The following is a 21,948-nucleotide window of genomic DNA, read 5'->3' as shown; positions in this document are numbered from 1 at the left end:
TAGCGGTCATGCCGCCATGCTGGAAGCCTGACGCAGGGTCAAGGTCAAGCCAGTGCCCGCAGGAGACCTTTCTGGGCGCTCCTTCCGCCCACCAGATGACAGTTGTCGGCGTCGCTCTGCCGCGACGAAAACGGGAGGCGGCTCGGAAAGCGACGCCCGAACAGTCGAACACGCCTGGCGGCGTCAGCCGGTCTCATTCGCACGCGACGCCGTCGTGGTCGCGGTCGAGCTTGCTGCTGTAGCCCGGCTGGCCCTGGTACAGCGGGGCAGCGCCCGCCGCGCGCGCCTCGGCGCAGGACCCGAAGGAGACGGCCGCCGGCGCGGGTGCCGCTGGCGGCGGAGCCTGCGTGGGCTGCGGTGCGGGCTGCGCAGCCGCCGGCGGCGGAGGCGGGGCCTGCTGCTGCACCGCCTGCGTCGGCGCGGGAGCGGGAGGCGGAGCCTGCTGCTGGACAGGCTGCGCCGAGGCGGGAGCCGGAGGTGGCACGGCGACCGTGGTGGCAGGGGGCACGGACACGGAGTCGCTCGGCGACGGTGAAGTCGAGCCCGGCGACGCGCTCGGCGTCGCGGATGTCGTCGGTGTCGGTGAAGTGGTGGCCCTGGCCGGACTGCTTGTCGGCGTCTTCTCCTCCGGCGGTGCCGCCAGCGAGCCGATCACGAGCAGCAGCAGGAAGACTCCGATGATCCCGCTTGCAATCGGATGCCGGCGGATCCAGGCCAAAGCCCGATAGCCCAGCACAGAAAATTGACGCGACATGTCGCGATCCCCCCTCGCTCGTCCACCCCCGTGGAGACGAGCGGCGAGCAGAGTAGCGGACCGTCCGATGCTCGTAGCTGTCGGGTAGCTCCTGGCAAGGAGCGGCTTGTCGGAACCGAGCACATTCGTGACCCGGTCCTTGCTCGCCCACTCTCAACCACGAGACCTGGGTGATCTTCACGAATACGGGATGATCAAGCCATACCTGCGCGCCCGGGGCGGCGCGCGCCTGGTGTCGACCGCGCGCTGATCGATCATCGGTGGAGCCGTGGGAGTCGGGTTCGCAGGTCGACGATCCCGTCCAGGGTGGCGGGGGTGGCCGGCGTACCGCCGATGGCTGCCTGGACCACGAGGGCGGGAGCGGCGGGTACCTCGATGGTCTCGTGCCAGGCGGCCTCGAGGTCTGCGCAGACGGGACACGGTCCGGGCGGTGTTGGCGTAGGCCCCGATGCAGGCGTGTGTCCGGAGCAGGCCGGAACCGACAGGTATTCACACCGGCTGGGCCTCATGCACGGTCTCGATCAGCCGTGGCGGTTGAGTGACAGCCCAGACTCACCCAGGCGCCACACATTGCCGGGCGGCGGGATGTGGGCTGCATAAGTCCCGTTCCCGCGGCCTTGGCGCCCTGGTTCCGTGGCTGCCAGCCCGGCCCCGCACGCGCCAGCCCGCCCGACCCCGCGCCGTGGTGGAGCGCCACGCGCCAACGGCCGTCCGCAAGCACTCGGTCGGGGCACAGCCGGCATCCGGACCCACGAACGTCCGCCAGGCCATGGCGGCCGGTGCCGTCGAGCTGGTCGTCGGGATGTCGTCGGGATGCGGCACCAGGGCCCGGCTCACTCTCGCCGCTCCCCTGCCGGTCGACGTCGAGGTCGGCGCGGAGCTCGGCCGGGGGTTGCCGTCCCGGCGGCGGTCCCTCGTGCGACGCGACGTCGCACCATGTCCGCACCGGGACGGGTGAGAAAGCGAAAGAGATCGGGGCCGGTCACGTTGCGCCTGGTCAGAAACCTGGGCAGTCCGGCGAGCCCGGGAAGATCATTGCGGAGGATGAGAGATTCGAACTCTCGAGGGGTTGCCCCCAACACGCTTTCCAAGCGTGCGCCCTAGGCCACTAGGCGAATCCTCCGTGGGGGAGCCTATCCGACAGCGGGCCCGAGTGGGGTCGCTGGGGGGCGCGAACGGGGTCACAGGCGGGCACCGGACCCTCCCGTCCCCGATCGCCGGCGGACCGCTAGACTGCCCAGCAGACCCCTCGTGCGGCGCTACCCTCGTGAACTCCCCCAGGGCCGGAAGGCAGCAAGGGTAAGCGGGCTCTGGCGGGTGTGCGGGGGGTCCTCCTCGTTCGGACGATCATCTCGAGCATCCGGAGCAGGCGAGTGAGCACAGCGCTGTACAACAGGTACCGCCCCGCGACGTTCGCCCAGGTTGTCGGCCAGGAGCACGTCACGGAGGCACTGGGGCACGCGCTGCGCTCCGGGCGGCTGCACCACGCCTACCTGTTCAGCGGCCCGCGAGGCTGCGGGAAGACCTCGTCCGCCCGGATCCTGGCGGCCTCCCTGAACTGCGAGAAGGGGCCGACCCCGGAGCCGTGCGGGGTGTGCGACCAGTGCGTGTCCATCCGCACCGGCTCCTCGATGGACGTCACCGAGATCGACGCCGCTTCGCACGGCCTCGTCGACGATGCCCGTGACCTGCGGGAACGCGCCTTCTTCGCACCGGCGTCCGCCCGGTTCAAGGTGTTCGTGGTCGACGAGGCGCACATGGTCACGGCGGCGGCGTTCAACGCGCTGCTGAAGGTCGTCGAGGAGCCGCCGTCCTACCTGAAGTTCGTCTTCGCCACCACCGAGCCGGACAAGGTCATCGCGACGATCCGGTCCCGGACGCACCACTACGCCTTCCGTCTGGTGCCTCCTGGTGTGCTCCGCAAGCACCTGGAGTCGATCTGCGCGCAGGAAGGCGTGGTCGTCGAGCCGTCGGTGCTCCCGCTGGTGGTGCGGGCGGGCGCGGGCTCCGTCCGGGATTCGCTCTCCGTTCTCGACCAGCTTCTGGCCGGCGCCGGCGACGGCGGGCTCAGCTACGAGCGCGCGGTGGCGCTGTTGGGCATGACGGACGGCATCCTGCTCGACGAGACTGTGGACGCCCTCGCCGAACGCGACGGCGCCGCACTGTTCACCGTGGTCGACAGTGTGGTCTCCTCCGGTCACGATCCACGCCGGTTCGCGACCGACCTGCTCGATCGGCTCCGTGATCTCATCGTGGTCGCCGCGGTGCCGGACGCGGTGGAACGCGGCCTGCTCGAGGCGTTCTCCACCGACCAGGTGGACCGGATGCGCGCCCAGGCCGGCCGGATCGGGCCGGTCGAGCTCTCCCGGACGGCCGACGTCCTGCATGCGGGTCTGGTCGAGATGCGCGGGACGGCGAGCCCACGGCTGTTGCTGGAGCTGATCCTCGCCCGCGCCCTCCTCCCGGGCGCCGCCGGGGATCCGGCCGCGCTCGCCGTCCGACTCGAGCGGCTGGAGCGCCGAGCGGTGGTCGGCGGCGGAGCCGGTGCCGGCACGGCCCCGGCCGGCGGCGCCGAGGTCGGTGGCGCGACGCCCGGTGGCGCGGGGTTCGGTGGCGCGGGGTTCGGTGGCGCCGCTGACGGCGCTCACGGGCAGGCCGCGGGCCGCGAGGTTCCTCGCGGCGCGAACGGTTCCGGGGCCGGTGTCACCGCCGCCCCGGCGGCCGGGGATACCGGCCCGCGGATGCCCGCGCCGGCCGTGGCCGCGGCACACGCCCCGGCGCCGGCGGCGCACACCCAGGCGGCCCGGCCGGCTTCGGCCGCACGGCCCGCGATGCCGGCTGCCGCGGCCCCCGGCGGGGGCAGGCTCGACGCGGCGGCCCTGAACGCCCGCTGGGACGAGGTGCTCGCGCTCGCCGTCCAGCGCAGCCGGCGCACCCACGCGATCCTCAAGGACTACGCCTCGGTCGCCGAGGTCCGCGGGGACGAGGTCATCCTCGCCTTCTCCGCACCGGCCATGGCGAAGATGTTCGGCCAGGGGAACAACGTCGAGATCCTCGCAACCCTGCTGGCCGAGAAGTTCGGTGGGACATGGCGGGTCACGATCGGCGGTGGCCCCGGGCCCTCGGGAGGCCGTCCCCAGGCACCGCGCGGGGGGCCCGGCAACGGCCGGCCCGACAACGGCAACGGCGGCGGGCCAGGCGGCTACGGCGGTCCCGGTGGGGCGGGTGGTCAGGGCGGCCCGGGTGGTCCGGGCGGCGGCCAGCGGGGGCCGGCCGAGCAGACCGGCGGCGGCTGGTCCGCGGAGGCGGTGGCCCCGCAGCGGCCCAATGGTTACGGCGGTCCCGCCGGGCAGGCGAGCCCGGGCGGCCCGTCCTCGCCGGGGGCGATCGACCCGAGCGGCGGGTATCCGGGCGGGTACTCCGACGCCCACGGCGGCCCGGCGGTTCCGGTGAACGCGGGTGCTCCCGGCGGCTGGTCCGCGGCGGGAGCCGGCGCGAGCCGTGGCTCGGGAGCACCAGGGGCCACCCTCCCGGCTCCCTCCGGTGTCTCCGCCACGCCGGCGTCCATGGCGCACGCCGGGTCCTCCGGCCCGGCCGCGCAGGACGGGCTCCACCGCCCCCCAGCCGGCCTCCACTCGGCGACGGCCACAGCCAGCCTGGGAAACGCGAGCGTGAGCAGCGCGGCCGCGGGGTCCGGTGTGGGCTCCACCGCCGTCGCCGCCCCCCGCCCGGGCACCGCGGAGGCCGGGCTCGCCGCGGCGCGGGCGGCGGTGAGCGCAAGAACCGGCCTCAACGGCTCCACTCGGACGTCGACCGGTCCCGGACCGAGAGCGGCGGGCGCGGCACGGCCGGGGGGTGCCCCCGTGGCGGCGGCGTCGATGTCCGCCACGGACACCGCGCCGGACGAGGTCTCGCTCGACGACGAGGACGCGCCGACCCAGCTCGGCGGGGCCCGGGGCGGCGAGGACGCGGCCGTGGCCCTGCTCCGCACGAGTCTGGGCGCGACGGTGATCGAGCAGTCCGGCTGACGGACGAGCGCCGGTAGGTGGCCGAGCGGGCCGGGTGGGCGGTTCGGGTGGGCAGTACGGGTGGCTGACGCCGGTTCGGCGCCCGGCGGCACGTAGGCTCATGGTCATGTCGAACCCGCAGATCCCCGCTGGTGGCGGGGCCAACCTGGGGCAGATCCTCGAGCAGGCGCAGCGGATGCAGTCCGCCCTGTTCACCGCCCAGCAGGAGCTGGCCGAGGCCCGGGTCGAAGGCTCGGCCGGTGGCGAGCTCGTCGTCGCGACGGTGAACGGCGGCGGTGAGCTGGTCGACCTCGTGATCAAGCCCGAGGCCGTGGACCCCGAGGACACCGAGACCCTCGCCGATCTCATCCTCGCGGCGGTGCGTGACGCCACCACCAACGCGCACCGGCTCGCGGCCGAGAAGATGAACGCGGCGACCGGCGGTCTCGGTGGCGCGCTCGGCGGTCTCGGTGGCGCCGTCGGAGGGCTCGGCGGGCCGGGCGGTGGCGCGGTCGGCGGTGGTCCCGGCGCGGCCGGGGCGCTGCCGGGTGGCGGGGCGCTGGGCGGCCTGGGTATTCCCGGGCTCGGCTGAGTCAGCCGGCGCCGTGTACGAGGGCATCGTCCAGGATGTGATCGACGAGCTGGGGCAGCTCCCGGGGATCGGTCCCAAGAGCGCGCAGCGCATCGCGTTCCATCTGCTCGCCGCGGACCCGGCCGATGTCCGCCGGCTCGCCAGCGCGTTGACCGAGCTGAAGGAAAAGGTTCGGTTCTGCCGGATCTGCTTCAACGTGGCCCAGTCAGAGCTGTGCCGGATCTGTTCCGACCCGCGGCGTGATCCGACGTCCATCTGCGTGGTCGAGGAGTCGAAGGACGTCGTCGCGATCGAGCGGACCCGTGAGTTCCGCGGCAAGTACCACGTCCTCGGCGGGGCCATCAATCCGATCGGCGGTGTGGGGCCGGACGACCTGCACATCCGCGAACTGGTGGCCCGCCTCGCCGACGGGACCGTCACCGAGATCATCCTGGCGACGGATCCGAACACCGAGGGCGAGGTGACGGCGTCCTACCTGGCCCGCCAGATCGGCCCGATGGGCCTGACCGTCACCCGCCTGGCGAGCGGGCTGCCGATGGGCGGCGATCTGGAGTGGGCCGACGAGGTCACGCTCGGCCGCGCCTTCGAGGGCCGGCGGATCGTCAGCGCCTGACCGAGGGGCCGGGCGGGTCGGGCCGGGCCGGGCCCGTTCGACCGCGCTCGGCGCGCCCGGGCCCGGCCCGCCCGGCCCCGGCCCGCCCGGCCCCGGCTCGGCCCGCCGCTGTGTCAGAACCCCAGGATCGGGGCGTAGGCGGAACTGGGGATGGACGCGAGCGTCAGCAGCACGACGCTCATGTCCAGCGAGTCCGCCACCGGCTCGAACTCCGCGTGTAGCCCTCTGGTGGCGTAGACGAGGACACCGGAGTCGCGCATCACGCGCACGCCGAACAAATGAGTGGCGCGTACCCACCACACCCGTCCGCCGGCGCGGATCCGCACCTGCCGCGCGTCGCGGCTCAGGCCCGTCGTGAGCCGCTGGAGGCGCCCGGGGGGAAGCCCGGGCTGGTCCAGGTAGCCGACGATGTCGCCGGACGGGCCGTGCACGATGATCCGGGCCGGGCTGCCGGGCGGCCCGGGCTCAACCAGGCTCATCTCCGCGGAGATCTCCTGCTCCCAGGGGAGCATCTCGGCGGCCCAGACGCGTTCTCCGCGCAGAATCCGCTTGCCCAGCGTGCCGCCGTCGGGATGGCCGCGCGGCAGCAGCCCGCCGACGACACGGCCGGCGCCCTCTATCCGCCAGGCAACCGAGACGATCGCCCCCGCGGGGGTGTCCGGGTATTCGACTGCCGTCGCGAGGGAGTCGGTCACACGCATATGCGAGATCCGCCTAGACATCCTGGCCGGGGGCGGCCAGGACGCCGGTGGCACGGACGGCGGCGTGCGGATCGGGACGCCCCGGCAGCGGGGTGGCGACACCAGCGCCCACCGCTGCCCGGCTCGGGCGGGGTCGCGGATGGGGCCGGGACGGCACCGGGAGCGCCCGACCATAGGATGGTGTGCAGATGCCAGTGCACGCACGCCTGCGGCTGCACGTGCTGGTGCCGGTGAGCACACGTCTGCGAGGGATGGCCGTCACGCCTCACCTTCCGACCCCCGGCCCTGTCACTGGCCCGGTCAACCCGCCATCTTCGATTTGTCCAGTCACACCGTGTCGACCATGCCGGCCCGGCACAAGCTGGAGTTCCAGCCACAGATACCACACCACTGCGCTATGCATGCAGATGCTACGTGCCGTGCGGACTGTCCGGAGTCCAACGGGCACAACTTTCCCGGCAGTCTCAGGCCACGGCGCCACGGCTCGGCGGGCGCGGGCGTGTGGACGCACTCCGGAGCAGCGCCCGCCGGACCCCGGCATGGCACCCGGCGGACCCCGGTGCGGCGCCCGCCGGGGCCGGGGACAAGGTGGAAGCATGCCTGGGACCCAGGCCAGTACCCGTCTCGACCAGGTGAGCAGGAGCGGCCAATGATCATCAGTTCGCATGTCGGTGCCGGCGCGTTCGTCGGTATGGCCGTGCCCAGGCTGGGGCCGGCGCTGGCCGCGGGTTTCCTCTCCCACCTCGTGATGGACGCGCTGCCGCACTGGGGCACCGGGCCCGGCACCGAGTCCGAATGGCTGCCGATCGCCCGCAAGGACGGCGTGGCCGGCCTCGCCGCGATGGCACTGCTGACGGCCGCGGCGCCGGCGGACCGCCGGATCGGGGTGCTCGCCGGCATGGTCGGCGCCTGCCTGCCCGACACCGACAAGGTGGGCCGTTACTTCGTCGGTTCGAGCCCCTGGCCCGCCCGTTTCGACCGGTTCCACGAGGCGATCCAGAACGAGGCCCGGCACCGGTTGCCCCGGGAGGTCGCGACCGCCGCCGCCCTCACCGCCGCCGGCACCCTCGCCCTGCGCCTGCTCGCAACCCGCCCCCGCTGACCCGACGCACCCACGACACGCCTACCGGCTCTGTGAAGCCAAGCCAGGGCAGGCGGAACGATGTGTGGCGGGTGAGGGGGTCCATGGACGTCTGTGGACTCACTCAGCCGCCGCGGATCTCCGCGGTGATGTCAGCCAGGTCGTCGAGGGCTGTCTCGGTGGCGGCGATGACGGTGCGGGTGGCTCCGGCGGCACGTTCGGCGGTGGCGGCGGCGAAGCCGAGGGCGTCGTCCACCCAGCTGTCGGCTCCCACGAGCATCGCGGCCTCCGCGCCGTAGCTCGGCTTGACCGCCTGCGAGGTGACGGCGCCGAGCAGCCGCGCCGCCGGCCGCGGCCGGCCGAGGCGTTGGAAGAGCACGACGAGGTTACGCAACGTGGTCAGCAGGTGGGTCAGCGCATACTGGTCGCGCCAGTGCCGCAGCACCTGCGCGAAAGCCTCGACGGCCTGCTGCGGGTCACCGCAGCGAGCCCGGACGGACACCGCGGACACCCGTGCCACCCCGCCCAGGTAGGGGTTGTCGACCGAATCCGCCAGGGCGACCGCGCGGTCGAGCAGCCGCAGGCAGCGGTCCGGGTCGCGGTCAAGGATCAGCTCGGCCTCGCCGTAGGCCAGCCAGCCGAGCTCGGACGGCGCGAGCGGCCCCGCGGGGGCCTGACTGAGGGCGGCCCGGCCGTCCTCGGCGTGCCCCGCGTAGGCGTGCGCGATCGCCACGTTGAGCAGCCCGGCCACCTCGGCGTGCGGGTCGGCGCAGGACCGCGCCGCGGCGACGAGCTCCCAGCCGTGGTCGACGGCCTCGCCGATCCGGCCCTGGTAGGAGGCGGTGTCGCTGAGCAGTTCGAGCGGGAACCGGCGTTCGGGCGCGTCACCGGCGATCAGCCGTCCGCGCTGTGCGCAGGCCACGGCGAGCTCGAGCTCACCGGCGCTGACGTACCAGCATGCCGCCGTGGCCAGGGTGGTCGCCGCGGCCCCCGCCGTCACGCCGGGTGGCAGGCCCGCGGCGAGATCCGACACCAGGTCCGCCAGCCGGTGGGGCTCGCCGCCCAGCGGCGGGTGCAGCCCGAGCGAGCGGACGAGTTCCACCGCGGCGTGCAACGGCTCGACCCGCAGCCGCGTCATCGCGAACACGTGCATGCCGGCCGCGATCTCCACGGCCAGCGGGGGATCTTCGCGTAGCGCCCATGTCCGGGCAGCGCGGGCCTCGACCAGCAGGTCGGTGAGCCGGCTGTGCCCCGCCGCTTCCCGCGGGGTGCGCAGGACGGCGTCCGCGGCCCGCACCTCGGCGAGGATGTACCGGGCGTGTTCCTGACGCAGCACGGCGTCGGACGCGCCGAGCTGCCGTCGCGCGTACTCGCGGATGATCTCCAGGAGCGAGTAGCGGGCCGGTACCCGGGACGGATCGACGACCATCAGCGACCGGGCCACCAGGGCGTCGAGCAGATCCAGCGCCTCCGGTTCGGGCAGGCCCGCCAGCGCGGCGACGTCCGCGGGACTCACCGGGCCCGCGAACGCGCCCATGGTCCGCAGCATCGCGCGGTGCGGCGCGTCCAGCAGCGAGACCGACCAGCCGGCCACGTCGGCGAGCGTGCGGTGGCGCGGCGTTCCCACCCGGCGGACGTCCCGGAGCAGGCCGAGGTGGTCCTCGAGCCGGTCGGCGAGCTCGGGCAGGGACATCGTGCCGCTGCGCGCGGCCGCCATCTCGATGCCGAGCGGCAGTCCGTCCAGCCTCCGGACGATGCGGTCGGCCGCCTCGAGGTCTCCGTCCGAGGCCGGTCCGGCCCCCGGAACCGGCGCCGGGCAGGCGGCTCGGACGCGGTCCCAGAACAGGGCGTGCGCGGGTGCGTCCGGGCCGTCGACACGCAGCGGGCGTACCGGCCAGCAGTGCTCGCCGTCCACGCCGAGCAGCTCGCGGCTCGTCGCCAGCACGCGCACACCGCGACCGTTCTCGACCAGAGCCGATGCGACGGCGGCGGCCGCGGCCACCACGTGCTCGCAGTTGTCCAGGATCACGAGCGCGTCAAGCTCGGCGGCGGCTTCGAGGGCGGCACCGGCGTCGCCGTCGGCGCCGCGCATACCCAGCGCGTCCGCGACGAACGCGGGGACGGCGGTCGGGTCGGCGACGGTCGCCAGCTCCACCATCAGGACGCCGTGCGGAAACCTGTCCGCGAGGCGGTCGGCGAGGTGCAGCGCCAGCCGCGTCTTGCCGACCCCGCCCGGCCCGAACATGGTGACCAGCCGGGCCGACGCGAGCAGGTCGCAGACCGCGGCCGTGTCAGCCTCCCGGCCCAGCAGGGACGTGACGGGTCGGCGAGGCCGACGGCGCCGTCCCGAGCCCGCCACCCCAGCCGGCCCAGCCACCCCAGCCGGCCCGGAACCTGTCGGCTCAGCTCTTTCAGGGGCGGGAGCCGCCACGGGAGCCGCCACGGGGGCCGCTGTGGGGACGACGGTGGGGGCTGCCATGGGAACTGCCGTGGGGGCGGCGGTGGGGGCTGCCGTGGGGGCGGCGGTGGGGGCTGCCGTGGACAGTGCCGCGGCCTGGGCCGCGCGCAGCGCCGGGCCCGGTTCGAGGCCCACCTCCGCCAGGGCCGCGTTCGCCCGGCGGTAGGCGTCCGCGGCCTCGACGGCCCGCCCGGAACCGCTCAGCGCCCCGAGGAGGGTCCCCCAGGCGCCCTCCCGCCACGGGTACTCGGCGAGCAGCTCCTCCGCGGCACCGACCGCCTCGGCCGGGCGCCCGACCGCCAGCAGCAGCGCGGCCCGGGACTCGCGCGCCGTGCCGCGAGCCTCGCCGAGGCGCACCGCCACCGGTCGCAGCGCCGGGTCGTCGGTCAGCTCACCGAAGGCCGGGCCCCGCCAGAGGGCGAGCGCGTCGTCCAACGCGGCGAGCCGCGCGGACGCGTCCTGGACCTGCCCGGACAGCCGCAGCAGACGCTCGAAGACGGCGATGTCGACCTGTTCCGGGGCGAGCCGCAGCGACCACCCGCCGGGATGGGTCGGCAGCGCGTCCCCGAGGACCCGGCGCAGCCTCGAGATGTAGGAGCGCAGCGTCGCCTCGGCCGACGGCGGCGGGGACTCCCCCCACACGGCATCGACCAGACGCGCGGGAGGCACCACGTCCCCCACGCGCGATCCGAGGATGGCCAGCAGCAGCCGCTGTGTGGGGCTGCCGATGGCGATCGGCAGCCCGGCGGCGTCCACCACGTCCACCGGGCCCAGCAGGCGCACGCGCACGAACCGATCATAGGAGTCCCATGGGTCCACAACCCGTCACACGCCGGACACGCCACCCCCGCGCTATCCCGCCGCAAGCCAGCCGCATCACTCCCGCAGTCCACACCCGGATGCTGAAGCCATCACCCGGCGTCACGAGGGAGCGGATAAATCATGACAATCATCACCGGCTCGGCCACGGCCACGGGCACGCCCGACGGCACGTCCGCCGCGGTCGAGGCATTCGCCCAGCGGGTCTTCGACGCGGTGCTGGGCGCCCAGGAGGTTCAGGCGATCTATCTCGGCGACCGGCTCGGGTACTACGCCGCCCTCGCCGAGCGCGGGCCCCTCACCTCCTCCGAACTGGCAGGCGCGACCGGCAGCACGGAGCGGTACGCCCGTGAGTGGCTCGAGCACCAGGCGGTCTGCGGCTACCTCACCGTCGCGGCGGACGTCGACCAGGACGGGAACGCGGACCGTGGCGCGGACGGAAGCCGGGACGAGCATGGCGACCGGGGCGCGGGCGCGGAGCCCGCAGGAGACGGGCAGGCCGCGGGCACGACCGAGGCGCTCTCCCGCCGTTACCTGCTGCCCGCGGGGCACGCGGAGGTCCTCGCCGACGTCGACAGCCTGAACTACCTGGCTCCGCTCGCCCGGTTCGTGGCCGGAGCGGGCCGGCAGCTCGGCGAGATCGCCGAGGCGTTCCGGACCGGCGGAGGGGTGAGCTGGGAGCGGTTCGGCGCCGACGCGCGCGAGGCCCAGGCCGCCGCGAACCGCCCGATGTTCCTCTCCCTGCTGTGCCAGGAGCTGCTGCCGGCCGCTCCCGAGGTGCACGCCACGCTGGTCGCCGGAGCGCGCGTCGCCGACATCGGCTGCGGGGCGGGATGGTCATCGGTCGCGCTGGCCCGCGCGTACCCCGGAGTGACCGTCGACGGCTTCGACCCGGACACCGAGTCCGTGCGGCTCGCCGAGCGCAACGCCGCCGCCTTCGAGGTGACCGACCGGGTCACCTTCACCGACGCCGACGCCGACGCCGCGCAGGCCGCGGACGGCGAGGCCGTGGGCGGCTACGACCTGGTGTTCGCCTTCGAGTGCGTCCACGACATGGCGGACCCGGTTGCCGTGCTCGACGCGGCACGCCGCCTGCTGACCGCCGGCGGCAGCATGATCGTCATGGACGAGCGGTGCGCGGAGTCGTTCCACGCCCCCGCGGGCGAGATCGAGCGGCTGCTCTACGGGTACTCGCTGATCGGCTGCCTGCCGGACGGAATGTCACGGCAGCCGTCGGTGGGCACGGGAACCGTGATGCGCCCGGCGACGCTCGCCGGCTACGCCGAACTCGCGGGTTTCACCTCGACGGAGACGCTGCCCATCGAGCACGACTTCTTCCGGTTCTACCGCCTCGTCCCGTAAGCCGGCCGTCAGACGCCGTCCGGGAACAGTACGGCGGCGCCGTCCACCCGGTCGCGTGCGAGGTCCTCGAGCGCCTGGTCGGCGGCCGTCAGCGGGTACGGGGTGGTTGTCACCGCGAGCCGGTGGCGCCCGGCGATCTCCAGGAACTCGCGGCCGTCGGCGCGGGTGTTCGCGGTCGTGCTGCGCACCGAACGCTCCTGGAACAGGTGCCGCCGGTAGTTCAGGACCGGGACGTCGGTGAGGTGGATCCCGGCGATCGAGAGGGTGCCGCCCCTGTCCAGCGCGGCGAGCGCGACCGGGACCAGATCCCCGACCGGCGCGAACAGGACCGCCCCGTCGAGCGGCTCGGGTGGGGAGTCGTAGGCGCCGGTCGCGGACGCCACGCCGAGCTCGAGGGCGAGGCGGCGGGCCCGGGCGGACCTGGTCATGACGTGCACCGTCGCGCCCTGGGCGATCGCCACCTGCGCGGCGAGGTGCGCGGACGCGCCGAACCCGTAGACGCCCAGCCGGCCGCCGGGCGGAAGCTCGGCGCGCAGCAGCGCCCGGTAGCCGACGATCCCGGCGCACAGCAACGGGGCCAGCTCGCCGTCGCTGTAGCCGGCGGGCAGGCGGTAGGCGTAGTCCGCGTCGACGACGGCGTACTGGGCGTACCCGCCGTCGACGTCCCAGCCTGTGTAGAGCGACGCGGGGCAGAGGTTCTCGGCGCCGCGCCGGCAGTAGGCGCACGTCTGATCCGTTCCGGCGAGCCAGGCGATGCCGAGCCGGTCACCCAGCCGGATCGGGGCCGCCGGGGCCGGATCAGGTGGCCGGGAGCCGGCCGCACCGGCTGGCCCGGCCGGCCCGGAAACCCCGTGGACTCCGGGACCGAGCGCGTCGACGTACCCGACGACCTCGTGACCGGGCACGGTGAGCGGCCGGTGCGGCGGGAGGTCGCCCTCGGCCAGGTGCAGGTCCGTCCGGCAGACGCCGCAGGCGGCGACCTTCAGACGGACCTGACCGGGACCGGGCTCGGGGATGGGCAGCTCGACCGCGCGCAGTGGCGCCGTGGCCACCGGCGCGGGGCGGGTGACCTGCCAGGCCAACATGCGACGCACCCCCCGTCAGCGGCCGGTCAGCCCGCGCGGACACCCGCGCGCCGGCTGACCGGCCCGCGGATGTTCAGGCCGCGGGAACTCGACCCGCAGGCACTCGGCTCGCGGGCGGTCAGACGTTGACGCCGTGGTCGCGGGCGAGGCCGCTGAGGTCGTTGTGCCCCTGGCCGACCGCGCGGAACTTCCAGTCGGCTCCGTTGCGGTACACCTCGCCGAAGATGACGACCGTCTCGGTCGAGTAGTCCTCGGAGAGGTCGTAACGGACGAGCTCGGTGCCGGTCTGGTCCACCACGCGGATGTAGGCGTTGCGGACCTGGCCGAAGTTCTGGGCCCGGTTCGCCGCGTCGTAGATGGAGACCGGCACGACGATCTTGTCGATCTCCGCCGGGACCAGGCCCAGGTTGATGTTGACGGACTCGTCGTCGCCCTCGCCGGCGCCGGTCACGTTGTCGCCGGAGAGCGTGATGGCGCCCTCCGGGGACTTCATGTTGTTGAAGAAGACGAAGTGCCCGTCGGACAGTGCCTTGCCGTCGCTCTTCACGCCGATGGCGGAGGCGTCGAGATCGAAGTCGGTGCCGGTCGTCGTGCGGGCATCCCACCCGAGCCCGACGGTGAGCGCGGTCAGCGCTCCGGTTCCTGCCTCGGCGGCCTGCTTCGTGAGGCTGACGTTGCCGCCCTTGGCAAGGCTGATCGCCATGACGAATGTCCTTCCTGAAGGATCCCTTTAACGCCGACGATCCTCCACGTCGAGGACCATCGGACCAACACGGTCGCTTCCCGGGTCACCCTTGCACACAAGGCCGAACTCTCCGGGTAAGCCGTCGGTCGGATGACACACGTGCCACCGGATCGCCGCCGCGCGTGATCGCTCTCCGGCCACGCAGGCGATCCACCGTCCCGCGCAAGGTCAACGAAGCGGGGGCGGGCAGGGTTTCCGGCACGAGCAGCCGCCGGCCGGGATCCGCGGATCCCGACGGACGGCGGCCGACCACACATCCGCGGATCGCGGCGGAGGTGCCCCTGGTCTCGGTAATCTGGCAGCCATGGCGCTCCTGGTCGCGAAGTTCGGCGGGTCCTCGGTCGCGGACGCGGATCGCATCAAGCGGGTGGCCGACCGGATCGTCCAGACCCGCCGGGCCGGGAACGACGTGGTTGTCGTGGTGAGCGCGATGGGCGATACCACCGACGATCTGCTCGACCTGGCCGAGCAGGTGAGCCCGCTGCCGCCCGCGCGGGAGTTGGACATGCTGCTCACCGCCGGCGAGCGGATCTCCATGGCGCTGCTCGCGATGGCGATCACCAAGCTGGGCGCGGAGGCGCGTTCCTTCACCGGCTCGCAGGCCGGCGTGATCACCGACTCGGTGCACGGCCGGGCCCGGATCATCGACGTCACCCCGGGCCGCATCCGCACCGCGCTGAACGAGGGCGCGATCGCGATCGTCGCCGGTTTCCAGGGTGTCAGTCAGGACACGAAGGACATCACCACGCTGGGGCGCGGCGGTTCCGACACGACCGCCGTGGCGCTCGCCGCCGCGCTGGGCGCCGACGCCTGCGAGATCTACACCGACGTGGACGGCGTCTTCACCGCCGATCCGCGCATCGTCCCCGACGCACGCCGCATCGAGAGGATCTCCTACGAGGAGATGATGGAGATGGCGGCCTGCGGGGCGAAGGTGCTCATGCTGCGGTGCGTCGAGTACGCCCGCCGTTACTCCGTCCCCGTGCATGTCCGCTCCTCGTTCTCGTCGAAGCCGGGCACATGGGTCACCGAGACTCCGGAGGCACAGCTCGTGGAACAGGCCATCATCCGCGGCGTCGCGCACGACTCGAGCGAGGCGAAGGTGACCGTCAAGGGCTGCCCGGACAAGCCCGGGGTGGCCGCGGCGGTGTTCCGCGCGGTCGCTGACGCGGACGTCAACCTCGACATGATCGTCCAGGTCGGCTCGGTCGCCGGTTCCGGGCGGACGGACATCTCGTTCACCCTGCCGATGACGGACGGCCGGACGGCGCTCGGCGCGCTGGAGAAGGTCCGCGACCAGATCGGCTTCGAGCGGACCCTCTACGACGACCACATCGGCAAGCTGTCCCTGATCGGCGCCGGGATGAAGTCCCACCCCGGGGTGTCCGCCCGGTTCTTCGGCGCCCTCGCCGACTCCGGCGTCAACGTCGAGATCATCTCGACGTCCGAGATCAGGATCTCGGTGGTCGTGCGGGACACCGACCTCCCGGTGGCCGTGCGCGCCGTGCACGCCGCCTTCGAACTGGGCAACCCGGACGAGTCCGCCGTGGTGTACGCGGGAACCGGCCGATGAGCGAGCGGAGTCAGGGCATGGGTGGGACGTCCCGGCGGCCGACGCTGGCCGTGGTCGGCGCGACCGGCGCGGTGGGCACGGTGATGCTCGCGCTGCTGACCGAGCGCCCCGACGTCTGGGGTGAGATCAGACTGGTGGCCTCCGCCCGCTCGGCCGGGCGCACGCTGCGGGTCCGCGACGAGGACGTCACCGTGCGGGCCCTGTCGCCGGAGGTGTTCGACGGCGTCGACATCGCGGTCTTCGACGTGCCGGACGAGGTCTCGGCCCAGTGGGCACCGGTCGCCGCCGCCCGGGGCGCGATCGCGGTGGACAACTCCGGCGCCTTCCGGATGGACCCGGATGTTCCCCTGGTCGTGCCCGAGGTGAACGCCGCGGCCGTGGCGGACCGCCCGCGCGGCATCATCGCGAACCCGAACTGCACCACCCTGTCGATGATCGTCGCGGTCGGGGCGCTGCACCGGGCGTTCGGCCTCGAGTCGCTCTTCGCGACGTCCTACCAGGCCGCGAGCGGGGCCGGCCAGGAGGGCATCGACACCCTCTACGCGCAGCTCGCCCTGGTCGGGGGCACCAGCGAGCTGGGGCAGAACGCCGGCGACGTGCGCAAGGCCGTCGGCGAGGAGGGCCTGGGCCCGTTCCCCGCGCCGCTGGCGCTGAACGTGGTGCCCTGGGCCGGCTCGCTCAGGGACGGCGGCTGGTCGTCGGAGGAACTCAAGATCCGCAACGAGTCACGGAAGATCCTCGGCATGCCCGGGCTGCGCGTCTCGGCGACCTGTGTGCGCGTGCCCGTGGTCACGACGCACGCGGTGGCGGTGCACGCCCGGTTCGTGCGGCCGGTCACGGCCGAGCAGGCGCGGGACGTCCTGGCGTCAGCGCCGGGCGTGGCCGTGCTCGACGATCCCGCCGCGGGCGAGTTCCCGACGCCGGCGGATGTGGTGGGCACCGACCCGACCTGGGTCGGGCGGATCCGTCAGTCGCCCGACGATCCGCACGAGGTCGCGTTGTTCGTGTGCGGGGACAACCTGCGCAAGGGCGCGGCGCTCAACACGCTGCAGATCGCGGAGCTGCTCGTGGCCGACTGACGCCGAGGGAGATCGATTCGAGACCTGCCTGGACGCGGGTGATTCGCGACCTGCGTGGACGCGGGTATCGACGCGGGGCGTGAACCTCTCGCAACACGGAGCATCGCGCGACTCTCGCCGGGGCGCGATATTTGCGCCCTCACGCATTCCGCGCGGAAGCTTTTACGGATACGAGCAATCCAACAGACGCTTCCCGAAACATCGGCAAAGCTGTCCTCGGACATTGGAACGATCGGCGTCGGTCATTCGTTAAGACCCCGCACGGTTCAGCCGCTACATGCGACCAGTTCAGAAGCGAACCGGTTCAGAAGCGAAGCATGTTCGTTCCGTGGTCTGTCCGGGTCCAGCCGAGGGCGCAGATAAGACGCCCCCGAACAGATCGGAACAGATCCGCAAGACCCGTGGATCCCACCGAAAAACGGTCAGCCCGCCCGTCGGAGACGTCCGACGGGCGGGCTGACCAAACCTGGTTCTACTGCTACTCGTGGCTCAGACGACGCGGACGGCGTCGGCCTGCGGGCCTTTCTGGCCCTGGGTCACCTGGAACTCGACCCGCTGGCCCTCCTCGAGTGCCTTGTAGCCGTCCATCTGGATTGCGCTGTAGTGGACGAAGACGTCAGACCCGCCGCCGTCCACGGAGATGAAGCCGAAGCCCTTCTCCGAGTTGAACCACTTCACCGTGCCCTGAGCCACGTGCCGTTCTCCCTGCTGGTGCAGTCAGGACCCGCACCGCGCGGGCCCCGGGCCGAACGTGACAGCGATACGATTCGCCGCCGCGTTGTTCCGCCGTGTCTCGGTTGAGGCACGAACTGGCGAACTCCGGCCACGCCTGACGCTACACGCACGCAGCCTCTGACGGGAGACCTCCGGCAGAAGAAGTCCACTTCACGGCTCGACATTACGAACATCGACTTCGTCACGCCGGTGCGCCACGGACCACTCCACCGAAGCCACCGCGCACCCCGAACACCCTCTCCAGATGACCGGAGGAACGCTGTGAGTCCTCACACGAGGGCGCTGCCAGGCAGCGCGGGGCCCTGCCGAGACGGCCCCGCACCCACATCGAGACGTTCGACCGCGACGCCGATCTCGTCCAGGTCGAGGTCGGTCAGGACCACCTCGCCGCCCGCGGGCAGCCAGGCGTCGATCTGGTCCGGGCGCCGGGCCCCGACGATCGCGGCGGTCACCCCGTCGAAGGCCAGCGTCCAGGCGACGGCCACCGCGGCCACCGTCGTGCCGTGCCGGGCCGCTATCGGACGCAGCGCATCGACCAGGGCCAGGTTGCGCTCGAGGGCCGGCGGGTTGAACTCCGCCGCCGTCCGCCGCCAGTCGTCCTCGGCGAGCGCGCGGGTGCGCTGCACCGACCACCCGCCCGTCAGCAGCCCGGACTGCATCGGGCTGTAGACGATCACACCGATGTCACGTATGGCGCAGTACGGCAGCAGGTCGGCGGCCGCCAGCCGGTTGACCAGAGAGAACGGCGGCTGCAGGACGTCGACGCCGCCCGCCGTCGCCGCCTCCTCCAACTGGGCGACCGAGAGGTTCGACGCCCCGACCGCGCGGATCTTGCCCGCGGCGCGGAGCTCGTGCAGGGCGCCGACGACCTCGGCGATCGGGGTCCCGTCCTGCGGCGGCCAGTGGAGCTGGTAGAGGTCGATGCGCTCCACCCCGAGCCGGCGCAGCGACGCGTCCACCTCGGCGCGGATCGAGGCGGGCGCCCCGACCCGCAGGGGAGGCCGCGTCGGGTCGCTCTCGTCCCAGACCAGGCCGCACTTGGTGAACACGTAGGGACGTTGCTCGCCGGGGATGCCGGCCAGCGCCCGGCCGACGAGCTCCTCGGAGTGCCCGAGGCCGTAGACCGCGGCGGTGTCGACCCAGTTCACCCCGGACCGCACCGCGGCCCGGATGGCCTCGACCGCCTCGTCGTCGTCCTGGCGCCCCCAGCCGAACGCCCAGTCCGCCCCGCCGATGGCCCAGGCGCCGAACCCGACCCGAGTGATCGACATGTCGGTCAGGCCCAGTCGGGTGGTGCGCAGGGTCGCTGGCGCGGTCATCGGCGTCTCCTCACGGTGCGGGGATCTGCTGGCACGGGGCCCTGCTTGCGCCGGCTCCGCTGGCGCAGGGCTGTGCTGGCGCAGGGCTGTGCTGGCGCGGAGCCGGGGCTACCGGGACCGACCAGTGCCGTACCGCCCCGATGCTGCCCGATCCGGGCCCCCGTCGCCCACTCGGACGGCGCCATACCGCCACTCTGCGCAACATGTGCGACCAACATCACACGCGCCGGGCCGGCACGGACGGGGCCGGGCCGGCATCGGACGGGTCAGCGGCGGGCGAACCAGCGCCGGTGCCGGCGCGCCGACGCGTCCGGCCACAGGTCGAAGAAGTCCCGTTCGGCGGTGCGGGCGCGGCACTCCTCCAGCCCGAGCAGGACGCCCAGGGTGAAGGCGGTCGGCTCGCCGGCTGTCTGCGCCTCGACTCCCCAGTCCCGCAGCAGGCCGCGGGCGATCGTCGCGTCCTGGTGGGTGCCGAGCAGCTCCTGCATCGACTCGGCGAGCCGGGCGAACGCGGCCGCGGGCGGGCCGTACACCGGGCCGACCACCTCGGCCGCGTAGCGCAGCCGCTTCGCCTGCTTGCGCGCGGAGTGCAGGAGCTCGTCGCGTTCGGTGCCCACCGGCAGGGGGGCGGCCCGGCCGACCTTGCGGCTCAGCCGCCGGTCGGCGTCGTGCAGGAGACCGGGAAGCACCTTCTCCGCGGGCTTGCCCGAACGCCCGACGAACGGGCCGTTGACGAGCGCGAGCAGATCCTCCACGAGGGTCAGATAACGCTCGCTGCGCAGCATCTCCAGCGCCTGGGCCCGGGCGGCCGTCTGGTCGGCCGCGAGCCGGGCCGAGATCGCGCCCACGACGTCCCCGCGCAGCAGGTCGGCGGGCAGGTCGTCGAGCCGGCCCGCGAAGTAGGCGATCTGTACCTCGGCGTCGCGCGCGGCGGACAGTGCCCCGGCCAGGTCGCGCAGCTCGACGTCGAGGTGCGCGACCAGCTCCGCGGGGAAGAAGGGTGCGAAGGTCCGCAGGGTGCTGCGGGTCCGCCGGCAGGCCACCCGCATCCGGTGCACCGCGTCGGGCGCGTCCAGGCGCACCCGCGGGTCGGTGGCGAGCAGCGCCTCGACCTGCGCGATCAGGTAGGCGCGGACGACCTCGCCGGCCGGGGTCCGCCGGCGCAGCTTCGCCGCGGCGCGCGGCACGTCCGGGCCGGGCGCGCCGCTCAGCGCCGGGCCGAGCACCTGGGCCAGCTTCGACGCCGAGGCCGACAGCTCGGCGCCGGCGGCGGTCAGCACGGCCTCGACGGCGTCGAGCACGCCCGGGTCACCGGAGCCCAGCTCGACCTCGATCTCCCGCCACTTCTGCACGACCGTGGTCGCGCCGAGCGTCTGGGCCGTCACCTGGTCGTCGACGACCTCCGCCAGGTCACAGCCCGCCTTGTCGCGCAGGCGGCGGGCGGTGCGCAGCGTCACCAGGCGGGCGACCGGGCGCAGCTCCGCCCCGCGCAGGTGCACGGTGGCGAGGTCGACAAGATCGGCGGGAATCGGATCCTGGGAGCCGAGCGGGCGGTGGATCTCGTCGCGGACCCCTGGGGCCACGGGGAGCTTCAGGTGCCAGCCGGCGTCGTCCCCGCCCGTCCGGCGGCGCAGGGTGATGCGGTTGCGGGCCAGCCGCAGGTCGTCGGAGTCGTAGTAGACGGCCTCCAGGGTGACGGTGCGGCGGGTGCGGGCGGTCGCGACCCCGTCCACCTGCGTCAGCCGGGGAAGTACGAAGCCCTGGTCGACGGAGTACTTGCGCTCGATCTCCCGCGAAGAGCCCACGCCCGCTCCTTTCCGCGCCCTCAGTGCCCGCAAGCACCCGCGGCACCCGCAAGCGCCCGCGGCCCCGGCGCCTCCGCACCGCCACCCGCGGCCGCTGGCCCTCGCGACCGGTCAGCGCTGCTCGACCGCCCCGACCCGTGGCGTGGCATGGCGTTGGTCCGCCGTTCGGGCCGTCGACCGAGCGGCCCGGGGTACCGGGGGCCGTGACGGTGCGTGCCCAGCTCGCACCCAAAAGGACGATCGTTGTTTGCCTTTTGTTAACCTTAGCGCGGAAACGTTAGTGGGGAACGGGTATCCACGACACCCTTCCGGCCAGCGTCACATACCCCACGAACGCGACCGTGTCGATGAGTGTGTGTGCTACGACGAGCGGTAGCACCCGGCCGGTCCGCTGGAAGATCCGGCCGAACAGCAGCCCCATCGCGACATTGCCGGCGAATCCCCCCAGCCCCTGGTAGAGGTGGTAGGAACCGCGCAGCAACGCGCTGGCGGCGAGCGCGCGGTTGTCGCCCCACCCGAGCTCACGCAGACGCACCAGCAGGTACCCGGCGACCACCACCTCCTCGGCCAGACCGTTCTGGGCCGCCGAGGCGACGAGGACCGGGATCCGCCACCAGACGTCCGGCAGGTTGGACGGCGCGACCGTCAGATTGGCGCCGCTGTGCCAGGCGACCAGGTAGAAGGCGAGACCGGTGCCCCCGACCGCCGCCGCCAGCGCCGCGCCACGGAGGGCGTCCGAGCGGGGACGGCGCCGGTCCAGGCCGATCACCGCGGGCCCGCCGCCGTGGCGGCCCAGCAGGTGGACGACGAGAAACACCGGTACCAGCGCGGTCGCGAGCGAGGCGGCCTGCAGCGCGAGATCGAGCCAGGGGCGCCCCGGCGCCGCGGACGAGTTGAGCCGCGCGACCTGCGAGCGGACCGACTGCTGCGCGGTCAGCACCCCGAGGTAGCGGATGAGCGCGAACAGGCCGGAGGCACCGAAGGACACCCCGAGGACGAGCAGGACCTCGGTGCGCAGCGACCCCCGACCCAGCGGCTCGCCGCCGGTGCCGCCGGTGGGGCCGGTGGGGCCGGTGGTGGGGCCCGCTGGCCCGTCGGAATCGCTGGCCCGGCCGCTGCCGATGCTGGCCCTCGTCACCAGTCGACGGTAGTCGCGGGCGGCGGGACGCCCGGTGCCGGGCGGGGGGGGCGCGCCCCCCCCCCCCCCCCCGCCCCCCCCC

17 protein-coding genes, 1 tRNA gene and 1 other RNA gene are annotated in these 21,948 nt (G+C 73.6%); 9 read left to right on the top strand and 10 right to left on the bottom strand.

The window, feature by feature from the left end; translation table 11 throughout:
* Positions 1 to 193 precede the first annotated feature (193 nt).
* Positions 194 to 754: an excalibur calcium-binding domain-containing protein gene (locus MXD62_RS39100; protein WP_285223961.1), complete on the bottom strand. Its 561-nt coding sequence runs from the start codon at positions 752 to 754 to the stop codon at positions 194 to 196.
* A 769-nt stretch (positions 755 to 1,523) separates the two neighbouring features.
* Between MXD62_RS39100 and MXD62_RS05785 the strand changes: the two genes are divergently transcribed.
* A complete protein-coding gene (locus tag MXD62_RS05785; RefSeq protein ID WP_248828382.1) occupies positions 1,524 to 1,712 on the top strand; it encodes a hypothetical protein in 189 nt (62 codons plus the stop codon).
* Between the two features lie 80 nt (positions 1,713 to 1,792).
* Here the strand turns inward: MXD62_RS05785 and MXD62_RS05780 are convergent.
* A tRNA-Ser gene (locus MXD62_RS05780) sits at positions 1,793 to 1,877 on the bottom strand.
* Between the two features lie 117 nt (positions 1,878 to 1,994).
* Between MXD62_RS05780 and ffs the strand changes: the two genes are divergently transcribed.
* The 4 genes from ffs to recR all read left to right on the top strand — a co-directional run bounded on the left by ffs (position 1,995) and on the right by recR (position 5,966).
* Positions 1,995 to 2,091, top strand: an RNA gene (ffs, locus tag MXD62_RS05775) — signal recognition particle sRNA small type.
* Positions 2,092 to 2,127: 36 nt separating this feature from the next.
* Complete coding sequence (locus tag MXD62_RS05770) at positions 2,128 to 4,782, top strand: DNA polymerase III subunit gamma and tau (protein ID WP_248828381.1); 2,655 nt, start codon at positions 2,128 to 2,130, stop codon at positions 4,780 to 4,782.
* A gap of 106 nt (positions 4,783 to 4,888) precedes the next feature.
* Positions 4,889 to 5,353 carry a YbaB/EbfC family nucleoid-associated protein gene (locus tag MXD62_RS05765; protein ID WP_041256773.1) on the top strand — a complete coding sequence of 155 codons (465 nt, stop codon included), beginning with the start codon at positions 4,889 to 4,891 and terminating at the stop codon, positions 5,351 to 5,353.
* A gap of 13 nt (positions 5,354 to 5,366) precedes the next feature.
* Complete coding sequence (recR, locus tag MXD62_RS05760; protein WP_020463975.1) at positions 5,367 to 5,966, top strand: recombination mediator RecR; 600 nt, start codon at positions 5,367 to 5,369, stop codon at positions 5,964 to 5,966.
* A 113-nt stretch (positions 5,967 to 6,079) separates the two neighbouring features.
* Here recR and MXD62_RS05755 read toward each other — a convergent pair whose 3' ends face one another.
* Positions 6,080 to 6,667, bottom strand: a complete 588-nt coding sequence (locus tag MXD62_RS05755; protein WP_248828380.1) for a hypothetical protein — start codon at positions 6,665 to 6,667, stop codon at positions 6,080 to 6,082.
* 649 nt (positions 6,668 to 7,316) lie between these two features.
* Between MXD62_RS05755 and MXD62_RS05750 the strand changes: the two genes are divergently transcribed.
* Positions 7,317 to 7,769 carry a hypothetical protein gene (locus MXD62_RS05750; RefSeq protein WP_248828379.1) on the top strand — a complete coding sequence of 151 codons (453 nt, stop codon included), beginning with the start codon at positions 7,317 to 7,319 and terminating at the stop codon, positions 7,767 to 7,769.
* 103 nt (positions 7,770 to 7,872) lie between these two features.
* Here MXD62_RS05750 and MXD62_RS05745 read toward each other — a convergent pair whose 3' ends face one another.
* A complete protein-coding gene (locus tag MXD62_RS05745; protein WP_248828378.1) occupies positions 7,873 to 10,995 on the bottom strand; it encodes a BTAD domain-containing putative transcriptional regulator in 3,123 nt (1,040 codons plus the stop codon).
* A 153-nt stretch (positions 10,996 to 11,148) separates the two neighbouring features.
* On the opposite strand from MXD62_RS05745, the gene MXD62_RS05740 reads away from it, so the two are divergent.
* Positions 11,149 to 12,387, top strand: a complete 1,239-nt coding sequence (locus MXD62_RS05740) for a class I SAM-dependent methyltransferase (RefSeq protein WP_248828377.1) — start codon at positions 11,149 to 11,151, stop codon at positions 12,385 to 12,387.
* 8 nt (positions 12,388 to 12,395) lie between these two features.
* Here the strand turns inward: MXD62_RS05740 and MXD62_RS05735 are convergent, their stop codons facing one another.
* Together MXD62_RS05735 and MXD62_RS05730 are read right to left on the bottom strand one after the other, a co-directional pair.
* Positions 12,396 to 13,472 (bottom strand): zinc-binding alcohol dehydrogenase family protein, encoded by a 1,077-nt coding sequence (locus MXD62_RS05735; RefSeq protein ID WP_248828376.1) that lies wholly within the window; start codon positions 13,470 to 13,472, stop codon positions 12,396 to 12,398.
* 118 nt (positions 13,473 to 13,590) lie between these two features.
* Positions 13,591 to 14,175 carry a TerD family protein gene (locus MXD62_RS05730; RefSeq protein ID WP_020463981.1) on the bottom strand — a complete coding sequence of 195 codons (585 nt, stop codon included), beginning with the start codon at positions 14,173 to 14,175 and terminating at the stop codon, positions 13,591 to 13,593.
* A 346-nt stretch (positions 14,176 to 14,521) separates the two neighbouring features.
* Here MXD62_RS05730 and MXD62_RS05725 point away from each other — a divergent pair, with 346 nt between their 5' ends.
* Together MXD62_RS05725 and MXD62_RS05720 are read left to right on the top strand one after the other, a co-directional pair.
* The gene (locus MXD62_RS05725) at positions 14,522 to 15,790 is read left to right on the top strand and encodes an aspartate kinase (protein ID WP_248828375.1); all 1,269 of its coding nucleotides are present in this window, start codon (positions 14,522 to 14,524) and stop codon (positions 15,788 to 15,790) included.
* A gap of 17 nt (positions 15,791 to 15,807) precedes the next feature.
* The gene (locus MXD62_RS05720) at positions 15,808 to 16,869 is read left to right on the top strand and encodes an aspartate-semialdehyde dehydrogenase (RefSeq protein WP_248828393.1); all 1,062 of its coding nucleotides are present in this window, start codon (positions 15,808 to 15,810) and stop codon (positions 16,867 to 16,869) included.
* Positions 16,870 to 17,358: 489 nt separating this feature from the next.
* On the opposite strand, the gene MXD62_RS05715 is transcribed toward MXD62_RS05720, so the two are convergent.
* The 4 genes from MXD62_RS05715 to MXD62_RS05700 all read right to left on the bottom strand — a co-directional run bounded on the left by MXD62_RS05715 (position 17,359) and on the right by MXD62_RS05700 (position 21,761).
* Complete coding sequence (locus MXD62_RS05715) at positions 17,359 to 17,562, bottom strand: cold-shock protein (RefSeq protein ID WP_009740954.1); 204 nt, start codon at positions 17,560 to 17,562, stop codon at positions 17,359 to 17,361.
* A gap of 311 nt (positions 17,563 to 17,873) precedes the next feature.
* A complete protein-coding gene (locus MXD62_RS05710) occupies positions 17,874 to 18,923 on the bottom strand; it encodes an aldo/keto reductase (RefSeq protein WP_248828374.1) in 1,050 nt (349 codons plus the stop codon).
* A 266-nt stretch (positions 18,924 to 19,189) separates the two neighbouring features.
* Entirely contained in the window at positions 19,190 to 20,728 is a 1,539-nt protein-coding gene (locus tag MXD62_RS05705; RefSeq protein ID WP_248828373.1) for a CYTH and CHAD domain-containing protein, read from the bottom strand.
* Between the two features lie 277 nt (positions 20,729 to 21,005).
* Positions 21,006 to 21,761, bottom strand: a complete 756-nt coding sequence (locus MXD62_RS05700) for a CPBP family intramembrane glutamic endopeptidase (RefSeq protein ID WP_251081305.1) — start codon at positions 21,759 to 21,761, stop codon at positions 21,006 to 21,008.
* Positions 21,762 to 21,948 lie beyond the last annotated feature (187 nt).

Source organism: Frankia sp. Mgl5, assembly GCF_023242985.1.
In the GTDB taxonomy this organism is placed as follows: Bacteria; Actinomycetota; Actinomycetes; order Frankiales; family Frankiaceae; genus Parafrankia; species Parafrankia soli.
This window is presented reverse-complemented; position numbering and strand designations above follow the sequence as displayed.

What these genes read in the sequence shown, in the direction of transcription:
- MXD62_RS05740 (WP_248828377.1), top strand. Translation starts at nt 11,149, where the DNA reads ATGACAATCATCACCGGCTCGGCCACGGCCACGGGCACGCCCGACGGC.
- MXD62_RS05735 (WP_248828376.1), bottom strand. Translation starts at nt 13,472, where the DNA reads ATGTTGGCCTGGCAGGTCACCCGCCCCGCGCCGGTGGCCACGGCGCCA.
- MXD62_RS05750 (WP_248828379.1), top strand. Translation starts at nt 7,317, where the DNA reads ATGATCATCAGTTCGCATGTCGGTGCCGGCGCGTTCGTCGGTATGGCC.
- MXD62_RS05710 (WP_248828374.1), bottom strand. Translation starts at nt 18,923, where the DNA reads ATGACCGCGCCAGCGACCCTGCGCACCACCCGACTGGGCCTGACCGAC.
- MXD62_RS39100 (WP_285223961.1), bottom strand. Translation starts at nt 754, where the DNA reads ATGTCGCGTCAATTTTCTGTGCTGGGCTATCGGGCTTTGGCCTGGATC.
- MXD62_RS05785 (WP_248828382.1), top strand. Translation starts at nt 1,524, where the DNA reads ATGGCGGCCGGTGCCGTCGAGCTGGTCGTCGGGATGTCGTCGGGATGC.
- MXD62_RS05720 (WP_248828393.1), top strand. Translation starts at nt 15,808, where the DNA reads ATGGGTGGGACGTCCCGGCGGCCGACGCTGGCCGTGGTCGGCGCGACC.
- MXD62_RS05765 (WP_041256773.1), top strand. Translation starts at nt 4,889, where the DNA reads ATGTCGAACCCGCAGATCCCCGCTGGTGGCGGGGCCAACCTGGGGCAG.
- MXD62_RS05725 (WP_248828375.1), top strand. Translation starts at nt 14,522, where the DNA reads ATGGCGCTCCTGGTCGCGAAGTTCGGCGGGTCCTCGGTCGCGGACGCG.
- MXD62_RS05730 (WP_020463981.1), bottom strand. Translation starts at nt 14,175, where the DNA reads ATGGCGATCAGCCTTGCCAAGGGCGGCAACGTCAGCCTCACGAAGCAG.
- MXD62_RS05755 (WP_248828380.1), bottom strand. Translation starts at nt 6,667, where the DNA reads ATGCGTGTGACCGACTCCCTCGCGACGGCAGTCGAATACCCGGACACC.